Source organism: Bacillus sp. PK3-067 (assembly GCF_056738645.1).
This window is the reverse complement of the sequence record NZ_CP096490.1, coordinates 4613480-4627660: the sequence shown is the minus strand read 5'-3', so window position 1 is coordinate 4627660 and position 14181 is coordinate 4613480. Positions and strand designations below refer to the sequence as shown.

The window sequence follows — 14181 nt, the reverse complement described above, 5'->3', positions numbered from 1 at the left end:
GTATCTTTCCCCTTTACATTTCGTTATAGTAAGTTGATGAAATAAGTATAAAGAGTAATTGTTTATAGGAGGAAATATCGATTTCTTATAACGGTTATAACTTTTTGTTAGAGGTGTGTACGATGGATTTGGAGGCAGTACGATCGTTTATTGAAGTGAAGCATACGCGAAGTTTATCAAAGGCAAGTAAGATTTTACATATATCGCAACCAGCGCTTAGTAAACAAATTCAAAAGTTAGAAGCGGATTTAGAGGTTACTTTACTTAAACGTTCTGCGCAAGGAGTAGAGTTAACGGAGGCAGGAGAGTTATTTATAAAAAGAATGTTACCGATTTTGGAGCAAATAAATGAAGTGAAAACAGAAATGAGGGGGTATCAAGAGAACCGGAAGTTTTCAATTGGTATACTACCGAGTTTAGCGGAGCATTACATATCAGAATGTAAAAATATATTAGGTGATGAGTTCGAAGTGGAATGGCAAATCGGGCATACGGAAGTATTAAGAGATTTATTTAAAGCGCGGGAGATTGACGCGATGTTCATCGATTCAGTAGTAGAAGGTGCTACGTATATAAAAGAAGTGCAACAAGAGAAAATTGTTTGTGCCGTTTCAAATAATCATCCGTACAAAGAGAAGATAGTCATTCAAATAGAAGAGCTGCACAATGAAAAATTAATTGTATATCCAGAAATATGTGATGTAAGGAAAATGATTATGAACATGTTTCATGAAATAGGTGTAAAACCAACTATAGCTGTGGAAACATCTTACGCAGAACCGATGCTTGCAATGGTAAAAGCTGGCCTTGGTATCACGTTACTTCCAGAAAGGGCAGTAGAGCAGTCTGTAAGGCAAGGAAATGTACATGTAATTTCTGTTGAACCACCACTCATGCGGAAAATTTATTTCGTATCCCATACGAAAGATTGTTTGTTATTACAATCATTTGAGGATAGGGAGTGAGGTAGGCGGAATATTGAGAAAGATTACAATCACATTGAAAGAAACATGAAATTTTAAAAAAAACTAGGTCAAAAACAAACCATTACATGGTATGATTAGTACATTGTTAGTTGTTAAATATAGGGGAATTCCCTTTTTATACATAATGCCTTCCATTTCATAAACGGAACGGACAAAAAAAGAGATATAACTAGGAGGCTTTTTTGCATGGATTCTATCCTGACGATCGTTATCATTGTAGTAAGCTCTATTCTAGTGCTGCTCATGATAGAGCTTGTGATAAGAAATCGTTCATATAAAGATATTGAAGCACTGGAGCAGTGGAAACAAGAGATAAAAGATAAACCTGTGGCAGATGAACTAAAACGGGTAAAAGATTTAAACATGACGGGTCAAACAGAAGAACTGTTTGGTAAATGGCGTGAAGAATGGGATGAAATTGTATCAACAACCCTTCCGAAAGCTGACAAAGATTTAGCGCAAGCGCGAAAATTCGCCTCGCAATTCTCCTTCCGAAAAGCAAAGCATGCGATGAACGAATCCATAAGTGGTTTAGATGACGCTGATAATCGTATTACGGACATTTTAAATGAATTACAGCAATTGTTAGAAAGCCATGAGAAAAATAGCTCGGAAATTGAAGGGTTACGTGATACATATCGTAGTATGAAAAAGAGTGTTCTTGCTCATAGACATATGTATGGAGCAGCAGAGCAGAAAATCGAAGAGATGCTAGACGCTGAATCTGAGAAATTTAAAACCTTTGAAGAAGCAACAAACAATGGCGACTATTTAAAAGCGAGAGAAATTGTTATTAGTTTGGAAGAAGGTTTAGCAGATTTAGAAATCATTATTCACCAAATTCCAGATTTATTGGTAGAGTGTCAAGCGACGTTACCAGTTCAGCTGGAAGATTTATTACACGGACATAATGATATGGTAAGACAAGGTTATGTATTAGATTATTTGGAAGTCCCTAAAGAAGTTCGCGATATGACGAAACAACTACAAACATGTTTAATGGATATACAGGAGCTTCATATAACAGAAGCGGCTGAAAAAGTAGAAAATTTAAAAACACGTTTAGATGGCTTCTACGATCAATTGGAACAAGAAGTACATGCGAGACATTATGTGGAGCAAAAAACACTTTCTGTTTACGATGACTTAGAAGAAATGCGTATCGAAACGATTGAAACGAAAACAGAAACACAACTTGTAAAACAAAGCTATCAGTTACAAGATAAAGACATTGAGTCTCAAAAAGTAATTGAAAAGCAAATGCACATTTTAACGAAACGTTTTGAAATGCTACAATTACGCGTTGCAGAACAAGATATTGCCTTCTCTATTATTCGTGAGGAACTAGAAGAGGTTTATGAGCAATGTGAAACGTTAAAAGTACTTCATGCAGAATATAAAGAAATGCTGCAAGCGATGCGCAAAGAAGAATTTGAAGCACGTGAGAAGTTACAAGAAATGCGAAATACTATTTTCGAAACGAAACGCTTTATGCAAAAGTCGAATTTGCCAGGTCTTCCAGAGAGTATTATGGAAGATTTAAAAAGAGGGCAAATGGCAATGCAAGCTGTATATGAACAATTAGAAGTGAAGCCGTTAAATATGAACGCTGTAAATAGCAGTTTAGAAGAAGCATACACAACTGTGAACGGTGTGGCTGAAATGACAGAAGAGTTAATTGGACAAGCATATTTAGTGGAAAAATTAATTCAGTACGGTAACCGTTACCGTAGTCATGATGAAAACCTAGCAGAAAGTTTAAATTATGCTGAGAAATTATTCCGTGAATATCAATATGATGCAGCTTTAGAACAAGCGGCTTCAGTATTAGAGCAACTTGAACCTGGCGTTGTTCAAAAAATAGCTGAATATGTAGACAATGAACAAACCCTTTCATAAAAGGGTTTGTTTTTTTGTGTAATTTTGCAGACGATGTTGCTATAATGAATAGCGGAATACAGCAAGGTTATTCGTTTCAAAATAAAGTGAAACTGTAATCAGTAGGAGGATTCATCCCCATTGATTACTAGCCATCACCAATCGGGCATTTACGGACAGCCCGACTCCTACCTAACTTCTTTGCTCTAACTGGATTTTGAGGTGAGAGTCTTATTGCCCGTTCATGCGGGATAAAGTGAAACTGTAATAGGAGGGCATCCTCGACAATTATTAGCCTTCACCAATCGAGATAAAACGGAACCTTTGCGTAGTCTTAGCGTAATGACACGTATTTATGATATGATTATACGATGTGATAGCGCTGAAAGGGGAAGAACGATGATCTATTTTGATAATAGTGCGACGACGAAGCCGTATCCAGAAGCTCTTCAATCGTACGTGACGGTTGCTGGGAAATATTTTGGTAATCCTTCTTCTATTCATTCGCTTGGAGGAGAGGCAGAGCGTCTATTAACACAATCAAGAACGATTGCAGCGCAGCTTCTTCGTGTTAAACCTTCTGAAATTATTTTCACATCAGGTGGAACAGAAGGGAATAACCTTGCGATTAAAGGGATAGCGATGAGGAATCGTTCGCGCGGCAAACATATCATTACAACAAATATTGAACACGCGTCTGTGTTTGAGGCATATAAGCAATTAGAAGAACTCGGGTTTGATGTAACATATTTACCGGTTAACGAGCATGGTGTTGTGTCGGTAGAAGATGTGAAACGAGCACTTCGTGAAGATACGATTCTTGTGTCAATTATTCATGTGAACAACGAAACTGGAGCAATTCAGCCCGTTGCTGAAATTGGAACGTTATTATCGAATCATCCGAAAATAAGATTCCATGTAGATCATGTACAAGGGATAGGGAAAGTACCGCTTGATTTATATGCTTCTCATATTGATCTTTGCTCAATATCTGGACATAAATTCCACAGTGTAAAAGGAACGGGTCTTCTTTATGTACGCGATGGCGTAAGATTAGATCCGATTTTATCAGGTGGTCAACAAGAGCTTAAGTATCGCTCTGGTACAGAGAATTTACCTGGCATTGTAGCGATGGTGAAAGCACTTCGCATGACAATGGAACAAGTGAAAGAAAAGGTAGCTCATTTGCAAAGTTTACAAGCAGAGCTTGTTCGTTTCTTTAAAGAGATGGAAGATGTAACGATTAACACGTCGCTTGCATATGCAGCACCGCACATTTTAAATGTATCATTTGTTGGTTTAAAACCAGAAGTAGTCGTTCATGCTTTAGAAGAACACGGTGTATATGTGTCAACGAAATCTGCTTGTTCTTCAAAAGCAAATGAAGTGAGCAGAGTGTTAGTGTCAATGGGAGTGCCGCATGCAGCAGCTGCAAGCGCTATTCGTATTAGTTTGGCACCAGAAAACACAATGGAAGAAGTAAAACAATTTGAAGGTATTGTAAAAGAGACGATGCCAAAATTATATGAAGTGATGAGGTAAAGAAATTATGTTGAAATATGAATATATTTTAGTGCGTTACGGAGAAATGACGACAAAAGGTAAGAACCGTTCTAAGTTTGTAAGCACATTAAAAGATAACGTGAAGTTCAAACTGAAAAAATTCCCAAATATTAAAATCGATGCAACACATGATCGTATGTACATCCAGTTAAATGGTGAAGATCATGAAGCAGTCTCTGAAAGATTGAAGGATGTATTCGGTATTCATAAATTTAACTTAGCGATGAAAGTACCATCAGAATTAGAAGACATTAAAGAAGGTGCGTTAGCAGCTTTCTTACAAGTAAAAGGTGATGTGAAAACATTTAAAATTACTGTACACCGTTCTTATAAGCATTTCCCAATGAGAACGATGGAATTATTACCTGAGATTGGCGGACACATTCTAGAAAATACAGAAGATATTACAGTAGATGTTCATAATCCAGATGTAAATGTACGTGTAGAGATCCGCAGTGGCTATAGCTATATCATGTGCGATGAGCGTATGGGAGCTGGCGGTTTACCAGTTGGCGTTGGCGGAAAAGTAATGGTACTTCTTTCTGGTGGTATTGATAGCCCAGTAGCAGCTTACTTAACGATGAAACGCGGCGTATCTGTGGAAGCAGTTCACTTCCATAGTCCACCTTTCACAAGTGAGCGTGCAAAACAAAAAGTAATCGATTTAGCGCAAGAGTTAACGAAGTATTGTAAACGAGTAACGCTTCACCTTGTTCCGTTTACAGAAGTGCAAAAAACGATTAATAAAGAAATCCCATCTAGCTATTCAATGACGGTTATGCGCCGTATGATGATGCGTATTACAGAACGTATTGCTGAGGAGCGTAACGCACTTGCAATTACGACTGGTGAAAGTCTTGGACAAGTAGCAAGCCAAACGTTAGATAGTATGCATACGATTAACGAAGTAACAAACTACCCAGTTATTCGTCCGCTTATTACGATGGATAAATTAGAGATTATTAAAATCGCTGAAGAAATCGGCACGTATGATATTTCAATTCGTCCATATGAAGATTGCTGTACTGTATTCACACCAGCAAGCCCAGCGACGAAGCCGAAACGTGAAAAAGCAAATCGTTTTGAAGCGAAATACGATTTCACACCATTAATCGATGAAGCTGTAGCGAACAAAGAAACAATGGTGTTACAAACGGTAGAAGTAGTGGCGGAAGAAGAAAAATTTGAAGAACTTTTCTAAAACCATAAATTACCATATCTAAAACGTGTATGAAGTCATGTTATTTATCACACTCTATACTCACAAGGAGGTGATATAACATGTCACGTAGCACAAATAAATTAGCGGTTCCTGGTGCTGAATCAGCATTAGACCAAATGAAATACGAAATCGCTCAAGAGTTTGGTGTTCAACTTGGAGCTGATGCAACAGCTCGCGCTAACGGTTCTGTTGGTGGTGAAATCACTAAACGTCTAGTTTCACTAGCTGAGCAACAATTAGGCGGTTACCAAAAATAATCCCATATGATGGCTTAGAAAGAGCGGGTTCTCCCGCTCTTTCTTTTTTGTGTTGTGTCGCTATTTGTCGGTAAGTCGATGTAATTTCGTTTACTAATTCGACAGAACTGAAAAATTTGTCAAAAGAAGAGGGTTCAAAATTAACTGAAAATTCTTTATTATATAAAGGAGGCATAAAGAAAAGGGAGGATATTTTATGAAGCGAGAAGAATTGTTGGCGCCACCGTCTTATAATTTAGTTTCTGAAATAGAGAAATATACAGGTGATAAAGGGAAGTTAGCTTTAATTTGGCAAGATGATAAAGGGAATCGAAGGGAAGTTACATACGCTGAATTAATGCAAGGTGCGAATAAAATTGGAAACGCTTTTATAAAAAGTGGTTTGCAAAAAGGGGACAAGCTTCTCATTATGATGCCGCGTTTAATTGAAGCGTACATGACGTATATTGCTGCTATTAAAGCAGGATTTGTCGTAATTCCAAGCTCGGAAATGTTACGTAAAAAAGATATAGAATATCGAATTGGACATGGAGAAGTAAAAGCGATAGTAAGCTATGAGCCGTATATTAGGCAGTTTGATGATATAGAAGCGATGGAATCTCTTCGAAAATTTGTCCTGAGCGAGCAGTCAGTAGATGGATGGGTTAATTTAAAAACAGCGTTAGAAACAGAGAGTGACATGTTAGAAATGGCGAAGACAGATAAAGAAGATATGGTCTTTTTATCTTACACGTCAGGAACGACAGGAAATCCAAAAGGTGTCGTTCATACACATGCGTGGGCATACGCTCATTTACGTACGAGCGCTCCAAATTGGCTCGGAATTGAAGAGAATGATATTGTATGGGCAACAGCTAGTCCAGGCTGGCAAAAGTGGATTTGGAGCCCGTTTTTAGCAACTTTAGGATCAGGGGCAACAGGGTTTGTATATCACGGTAAGTTTGAACCGAAAACGTACCTGAATTTATTAGACGATAATAAGGTGAATGTGCTTTGTTGTACACCGACTGAGTATAGATTAATGGCAAAGGTAGAAGATTTAAGTCAGTACAATTTAGAGGCATTACATAGCGCTGTATCCGCAGGAGAACCGTTAAATAGAGAAGTCATTGAAACATTCCAAAAGCACTTTCATATTACAGTAAGAGACGGCTATGGGCAAACGGAAAATACATTACTTGTTGGTGTAATGAAAGGGATGGATATTAGACCAGGATCAATGGGGAAACCAACGCCAGGTAACCACGTCGATATCGTAAATGAGGAAGGTACTCCAGTTAAAGTAGGCGAGGTTGGTGATATTGCAGTTCACATTGAAACGCCAGCCCTCTTTAAACAATATTACAAAGACGATGAACGTACAGCGATGCAATTCCGCGGTGATTATTATATTACAGGGGATAAAGCGAAGAAAGATGAAGACGGCTACTTCTGGTTTGAAGGGCGCGGTGATGATATCATTATTAGTTCTGGTTATACAATCGGGCCGTTTGAAGTAGAGGATGCTCTTGTAAAACATCCGTACGTAAGAGAATGTGCAGTTGTCGCAAGTCCTGATGAAATTCGTGGAAGTGTCGTGAAGGCATTTATCGTATTAAGAGAGAATATAGAAAAGAACGAAGAAACATTAATTCCAACACTCCAACAACACGTCAAAGAACTCACTGCACCATATAAATACCCTCGCAAAATTGAATTTGTAGATGAACTACCAAAAACGATTTCTGGAAAAATTCGCCGTATTGAACTTAGAAAACAAGAGATGGAGATTCCGTCAAAATAATTTTGAAAACAGTGAAGTAAATAGTTGAATGAAATGCAAAACAATGATAATATAAAAACGAACACAAGTTCGATTTTATAAACTTAAAAAAGAGGTGTCCGTATGATTTTAGGTATTAATCCGTACTTAGTTTTAGATGGTAGTGGGCAAGAAGCTGTACAGTTTTATAAAGAGGCTTTAGATGCAAAAGTAGAAGTTATGCAAACTTTTGGTGACATGCCTGAAAATCCAGAATACCCGATTCCAGCTGAAGCGAAAGAGCGCGTTTTACACGCTACTTTAAAAGTTGGTAATACGGATCTTATGATTTCTGATACATTCCCAGGTCAAGGGCATGCAATCGGATCTCAAGTAACAATCGCAATTCAAATTAGTAATGCAGAAAAAGCAAAAGAAGTATTCGATAAGTTACAAGAAGGTGGAGAAGTTATCATGCCACTTCAAGAAACATTCTGGAGCCCAGCATACGGACAAGTAAAAGATAAATTTAATATTGAATGGCAAGTTACAACATCTACTACTGAACAAAAGTAATTTTTAGAAAAGCACCATGTTTTGAAATGGTGCTTTTTTTTATACAATAAAAAATAAAGGAGATGGGATATATGGGAGAAATTTGGTATGGCGGCACCATTTACACAGTGAGAGAAGAAAATGAAAAAGTGGACGCTGTTTACATTGAAAACGGTACGATCGTTGATGTTGGAAGTAAAGAAGAGTTAGAAAACCAATATGCCGCGGTTACATTGCACGATTTAAAAGGCAAAACGATGATTCCAGGTCTCGTTGATAGCCACATGCACCTTATTGGGCATGGGGAGAGATTGCTTCGTTTAGATTTATCAAATTGCACATCTTATGGCGAAGTGCTTACTCTTGTTCAGAAGCGAGTGGAAGAAGCTCCAAAGGGCTCTTGGATTATTGGAGAAGGATGGAATGAAAATAACTTTACAGATACAAAAGATGTTCACGCGCGTGATTTAGATGAAATTTCGAAAGAACATCCCATTTTACTAAAGAGAGTTTGTCGTCACGTTACATGGGTGAATGCATACATACTGCAAGAAGCGAATATAACAGCAGCGACAGAAGATCCAAAAGGCGGGAAAATTGGTAGGGATTCATCAAATAAGTTAACAGGGCTTTTATATGAACAAGGGCAAGAATTAATTAAACATGTTCAGCCAGAAATTGATGAAGCTTATTTACAAAGAGCTCTGCAAACAGCGATTAAAGATTGCTGGAAATACGGACTTGTTGGCGGGCATACGGAAGATTTAAATTATTATGGTGGTTTTAGAAAAACATATAATGCGTTTTCTCACGTTATAAAAGAAATGCCATTTAAAGCCCATTTGCTCGTTCACCATGAAGTAGCACATGAACGAAAAGAATATGAAAATGAACATTGTATTGAATTTGGAGCAATGAAAATTTTCTCTGACGGTTCTTTTGGCGGAAGAACAGCATTATTAAGTGAACCGTATGAAGATGCGAAGGAAACAAATGGAGTTGCGATTTTCTCACGTGAAGAACTTGCGGAATTAGTAAAGAAAGCACGAGATCTACATATGCCAGTTGCGATTCATACTATCGGTGACTTATCGCTTGAATATGTCATTGATGCACTCGAATTATATCCACCAGCAGAAGGGGTGCGTGACCGCATTATTCATTGTCAGCTTGCTCGTGAAGAGTTGATAGAAAGAATGAAAAACTTGCAAGCCATTATCGATATACAGCCAGTCTTTCTTTCATCAGATTTTCCGTCAGTCATTGAAAAACTAGGCGAGCACCGTCTTCGTTATGCGTACGCTTGGAAGACGTTACTGGAGGCAGGATTACACTGCAACGGTGGCTCAGATGCTCCCATTGAACAAGTAAATCCGTTTCTAGGCATATATAGCGCTGTTACACGTAGAAGTTTTATTGACGGTATATGCTATATGCCTGAGGAAAGATTAACGGTATATGAGGCTGTTTCTTTATTTACAACAGGAAGTGCCTATGCAATCGGAGAAGAAGCGAAGCGAGGGCAAATTACAAAAGGATATGAAGCAGATTTTACAATATTAGACCGCAATATTTTTGAAATTGAGGCAGAAGAAATAAAAGAAGTACAAGCAGAAATGACCGTAATAGATGGCCAAGTTGTCTATAGAAAAGATGCGTAAAAATATATGAGCGGTTTTCGGAATATATCGAATTACCGACAAAAACTGACAAGAATAACGGCCGGATAGTAAGAGAGTATTGTTCGCGTCAATCGGGGGAAATAAATAACCGCAGAATTATGGAATTTCATAATTCTGCGGTTATTTTAATCTTATAAAAACGTTCTCTGTACTTTTTCCCAGAAAGAATTGTTTTTTAATTTAACTGTTTTAATTTGTTTATCGCTTAAGCGTACAACAGCTTTTTCCACTTGTTTAATGCTAAGCGCTTCGTTATCCATGCCGATAACAGGATAATCGTTACCGTCTGGTCTTAGTTTTAAAGTTAATGTACGTTCGTGATTTAAAATGAAAGGTGAACCGAGCGTACGGTAAGTGTTGTTGTTTAAAGATGCTAGTTCGCTTACTTGGAAACATGGGATAAGCGGGTCAACAACTGCACCATGCAATGATTTATTGTAAGCAGTACTTCCTGTTGGGGTAGAAACAACTAAACCGTCCCCTCTAAATGTTTCGAAATATAAATCATCAACATGAACATCTACAACGAATGTTTTAATAATGCTAGAACGTAATGAGAACTCATTTAAACAATGGAAAGATGTACTGCCATCTACATCTACCTGAATTGTTGGATATTTTCGCACTTCAATTTCATTTTTTGTAATTTCTTGAAGGGCTGTATCAACGTGATCAATATGGAAATCGCAGTAGAACGAAATTTCATCTTTCGTAGAAATCCCTGCATATAAGCAATCTTCCCTAAAACCAGTTTTACGAACGGCTTGTAAGAAGGTTGCATCATCTCCAACACTGACGATAGCGTTTGCATTTTTTGGATGATCTAATATGGTAAATCCATTCTCTTCTAAAATACGATAGATTGGTTTCATTTTTTCAACGAGCGTTGCTTTGTCATCACCATAAAAGAAAAATAAATTGCGACGATCTGCCATTATGTATCCCTCCACTGCAGTTAAATTTTCTGTTTTTCGTGCTACATATCATTAGAGTCCGTTCCCTGATGATATGTTCAAATAATATATTTCGATATAAATTGTCAAAATACCTTTTTATTTTTAGAAAAATTTTTATATTCAATCTTATAAAACTCTGTTTAACGATGAATAAACTTGTCGATAATGGGTACGGAGTGAAAGGATGATACGTATGAAGTGGCTCGTAATTGGAATAATAATTCTTCTTCTTTTTATTTTGTTTATACTATTGTCGAAAATAAAGCTTAAGGTGACATTTTTATATTCAGAAATGGAAAAGCAATGTTTGCTTCAAGTGAAAATATGGATGATTCGATATACATTTGATGTGTTGGAAAGAATTGAAAAACAGCAGAAAAAGACAGGACAGAAAATCGAAAAAGCTGAAGAGGACGGCGGACTCGATAATAAAATTATGGCGCAACTTGACAGCATTGGTGAACTGATAAAAAAGCTTCAAGAAGTTCATACTATTGTTAAAGATTTTCTCAAACGAGTGAAAATCAATGGTTGGAAATGGCATACACAAATTGGAGCAGGCGATGCAGCTAGTACTGGAATTGTCACTGGATATGCATGGGGGACAAAAGGTATGGCTGCTGGAGTTGTCGGACAATATATGCATATTGTCGACGTACCAGAATTTGAAATTACCCCAGTTTTTCAAGGGAAAGGATTTGCATCAAGATGCGAGTTAACAGCATCTTTTCGTATATTCCGCGCTATAAAAACTGGCGTCAAATTACTCGTATTTATGAGAAGACAAAGATCTGGTATGACAGAAAAATCTGTTCAAGCATAGGGGGGATATAGAATGGACCATCCAATCCAAGGTTTAATGACAACAGCAATGCAGCATTTAAAACAAATGACTGATGTAAATACAATTGTTGGTGACCCAATTAAAGCGGCAGATGGAAGCGTAATTCTTACAGTTTCGAAAGTAAGTTTCGGATTTGCTGCTGGTGGAAGTGAATTTGGTAAAGTAGAACATTCAGGCCGTCATCCATTTGGCGGGGGAAGTGGTGGAGGAGTTTCTATTAATCCTGTTGCCTTTCTTGTTATAAATGGAGATGGTGTGAAAGTATTGCACTTAGATAAACAAACACACGTCATCGATAAAATAATTGAATTAGCGCCACAAGCTGTTGATAAAGTGAAAGAAATGATGGATAAACGAAAAGAAGATGATCCTGAATTTCAAATTTAACGAATAAAGAAGCTAATCAATAGGTTAGCTTCTTTAATTTTTTTGTAAATAAAGCGATTTTATTTGCATTATCGATAGGGACAAACTATCATTTACATTGTACATATTTTGTTTAAATAAGGGAGGATTTTCAAGTGGCAAACGTAACTTTTAAAGGTAATCCAATGACTTTAGTTGGAACAGAAGTTAAAGTTGGCGATCAAGCGCCAAACTTCCAAGTATTAGCAAACGACTTATCTCCAGTAAGTTTAGAAACATACAAAGGCGAAGTGAAATTAATTAGTGTTGTACCTTCAATCGACACAGGTGTGTGTGATGCACAAACACGTCGTTTTAACCAAGATGCAGCAGGTATTGAAAACGCGAAAGTATTAACAATTAGCGCTGATTTACCATTCGCTCAAAAACGCTGGTGTGCAGCAAACGGTTTAGAAAATGTTGTTACACTTTCTGACCACCGCGACCTTTCATTCGGTGAAGCTTATGGCTTAGTAATGAAAGAGCTTCGTTTACTTGCTCGTGCAGTATTCGTAGTAGATAGCAATGACAAAGTAGTTTACGCAGAATACGTAAGCGAAGGTACAAGCCATCCAAACTATGAAGAAGCATTAGAAGCAGCTAAATCTGCGAAGTAATGTGAAGAGAATGACCTCTTATAAAGAGGTCGTTTTTTCTCATATATTGCTCTGTAACAGCATCGATATATGAGAAAAAACGTTATATCATATATAACTAAAGGGGAGCTCTTTACAGGAGGTCGCTTTTTCTTTTTGGAAAAAATCACTTTGTGGTATGATATAAGTTATGTGTAAAAGAGAGAAGGAGGAATGTACGTGAGTCAGACAGTAGAAACATTATTTTCTATTTTTGATTCTTCTGCGGTAGTTTTACGTAAAGAATTAGATGTAACATATTTAGAGGCGCTTGTAGAAACAGGTGATAACTTGTTTGAGGGAGCGATTTTACAAGAGGAATTATCCGAATCAGCAATTGAAAGGCTGAATCGTGAATATAGTACGTTTAATGAAGAAACATATAAAGGTGAAGAAATTCGTAAAGCATTTCAGTTAGCCATCTTAAAAGGAATGAAAGAAGGCGTACAAGCGAATCATGAAATGACGCCTGATGCAGTTGGAATGTTCATGAGTTACTTATTCCATAAATTTATGCAAGGTCAAAACGAGATCACAGTTTTAGATCCTGCAATTGGAACAGGTAATTTAATGACTACAGTGTTTAATAGCGCCAAAGAAGGACTAACAATGAGTGGATTTGGTGTAGAAGTGGATGAAGTGCTAATTAAACTTGCTTTAGTAAATGCAAATTTACAAAAGCATGCAATCGAATTCTTCCATCAAGATGGACTAGCACCACTTTATATCGATCCAGTTGATGCAGTCGTTTCAGACTTACCGGTTGGTTATTATCCAAACGAAATCGGTGCAAGTGAATATAAATTAAAAGCAGATGAAGGAATGTCGTATGCCCATCACTTATTTATTGAACAAAGTGTGAAACATACGAAAGAGGGCGGTTACTTATTCTTCTTAGTACCAAACTTCATTTTTGAAAGTGACCAGGCACCAAAATTACATGCATTTATTAAAGAAACATGCTTTATTCAAGGGTTATTACAGCTTCCTGTTTCCATGTTTAAAAACGAGAAAAATGCAAAAAGTATATTTGTTCTCCAAAAGAAAGGCGCTAATGTAACAATGCCAAAACAGGCATTATTAGTGGAGTTGCCTAAATTCTCTAACATGAAGGCGATGGAAGACATTATGGATCAATTAAATACTTGGTTTGCAACACATAAATAAAGCTGGGTATATGTAACAGCATTAGTGATTCATGTAGTACAGTTTTATATAATATGTCATATTTTTAAATATATACAAGATTTAACTGAATTTTTTTGAAATCTGTAATATATATTTTTTCTTGGTGTTACAATTTTTTCACTTGAAATATATGTCGGACGATGTTTAAATTAAAATCGTGAGTATAAAATTTGCTAATGATGAAACGTTTTCATATTTGGTGAATTTGATCAGATAAAATCGAGCGGTTTGTGGAAACATCCACACAACTACCAAGAGAAAAAGGGGCG

At 37.0% G+C, this 14181-nt stretch carries 13 protein-coding genes; 12 read left to right on the top strand and 1 reads right to left on the bottom strand.

The window, feature by feature from the left end; translation table 11 throughout:
• The first annotated feature begins 122 nt into the window (after nucleotides 1-122).
• The 8 genes from M1D73_RS23815 (at nucleotide 123) to M1D73_RS23780 (ending at nucleotide 9863) form a co-directional block, all read left to right on the top strand.
• Entirely contained in the window at nucleotides 123-965 is an 843-nt protein-coding gene (locus tag M1D73_RS23815) for a LysR family transcriptional regulator (RefSeq protein ID WP_071740844.1), read from the top strand.
• Nucleotides 966-1172: 207 nt separating this feature from the next.
• Nucleotides 1173-2885 (top strand): septation ring formation regulator EzrA, encoded by a 1713-nt coding sequence (gene ezrA, locus M1D73_RS23810; protein WP_000377303.1) that lies wholly within the window; start codon nucleotides 1173-1175, stop codon nucleotides 2883-2885.
• 378 nt (nucleotides 2886-3263) lie between these two features.
• Nucleotides 3264-4406 carry a cysteine desulfurase family protein gene (locus tag M1D73_RS23805; RefSeq protein WP_000638992.1) on the top strand — a complete coding sequence of 381 codons (1143 nt, stop codon included), beginning with the start codon at nucleotides 3264-3266 and terminating at the stop codon, nucleotides 4404-4406.
• A gap of 7 nt (nucleotides 4407-4413) precedes the next feature.
• Nucleotides 4414-5628, top strand: a complete 1215-nt coding sequence (gene thiI / locus M1D73_RS23800) for a tRNA uracil 4-sulfurtransferase ThiI (RefSeq protein WP_000922337.1) — start codon at nucleotides 4414-4416, stop codon at nucleotides 5626-5628.
• Nucleotides 5629-5708: 80 nt separating this feature from the next.
• Nucleotides 5709-5906: an alpha/beta-type small acid-soluble spore protein gene (locus M1D73_RS23795; protein ID WP_000091640.1), complete on the top strand. Its 198-nt coding sequence runs from the start codon at nucleotides 5709-5711 to the stop codon at nucleotides 5904-5906.
• Between the two features lie 196 nt (nucleotides 5907-6102).
• A complete protein-coding gene (mbcS, locus tag M1D73_RS23790) occupies nucleotides 6103-7689 on the top strand; it encodes an acyl-CoA synthetase MbcS (RefSeq protein ID WP_000817774.1) in 1587 nt (528 codons plus the stop codon).
• Between the two features lie 102 nt (nucleotides 7690-7791).
• Nucleotides 7792-8223, top strand: coding sequence for a VOC family protein (locus M1D73_RS23785; RefSeq protein ID WP_000600350.1), 432 nt, complete (start codon nucleotides 7792-7794; stop codon nucleotides 8221-8223).
• Nucleotides 8224-8294: 71 nt separating this feature from the next.
• Nucleotides 8295-9863, top strand: a complete 1569-nt coding sequence (locus M1D73_RS23780; protein ID WP_121868106.1) for an amidohydrolase — start codon at nucleotides 8295-8297, stop codon at nucleotides 9861-9863.
• A gap of 152 nt (nucleotides 9864-10015) precedes the next feature.
• Here the strand turns inward: M1D73_RS23780 and M1D73_RS23775 are convergent, their stop codons facing one another.
• On the bottom strand, nucleotides 10016-10819 hold the full coding sequence (locus M1D73_RS23775) for an NAD kinase (protein ID WP_000785177.1): 804 nt from the start codon (nucleotides 10817-10819) through the stop codon (nucleotides 10016-10018).
• A 205-nt stretch (nucleotides 10820-11024) separates the two neighbouring features.
• On the opposite strand from M1D73_RS23775, the gene M1D73_RS23770 reads away from it, so the two are divergent.
• The 4 genes from M1D73_RS23770 (at nucleotide 11025) to M1D73_RS23755 (ending at nucleotide 13891) form a co-directional block, all read left to right on the top strand.
• Nucleotides 11025-11663 carry a DUF2953 domain-containing protein gene (locus M1D73_RS23770; protein ID WP_002164419.1) on the top strand — a complete coding sequence of 213 codons (639 nt, stop codon included), beginning with the start codon at nucleotides 11025-11027 and terminating at the stop codon, nucleotides 11661-11663.
• Between the two features lie 12 nt (nucleotides 11664-11675).
• Entirely contained in the window at nucleotides 11676-12071 is a 396-nt protein-coding gene (ytfJ, locus tag M1D73_RS23765) for a GerW family sporulation protein (protein WP_000350003.1), read from the top strand.
• A gap of 134 nt (nucleotides 12072-12205) precedes the next feature.
• On the top strand, nucleotides 12206-12706 hold the full coding sequence (gene tpx / locus M1D73_RS23760) for a thiol peroxidase (RefSeq protein ID WP_000024526.1): 501 nt from the start codon (nucleotides 12206-12208) through the stop codon (nucleotides 12704-12706).
• 198 nt (nucleotides 12707-12904) lie between these two features.
• Nucleotides 12905-13891, top strand: a complete 987-nt coding sequence (locus M1D73_RS23755) for a class I SAM-dependent methyltransferase (RefSeq protein ID WP_000084367.1) — start codon at nucleotides 12905-12907, stop codon at nucleotides 13889-13891.
• Nucleotides 13892-14181 lie beyond the last annotated feature (290 nt).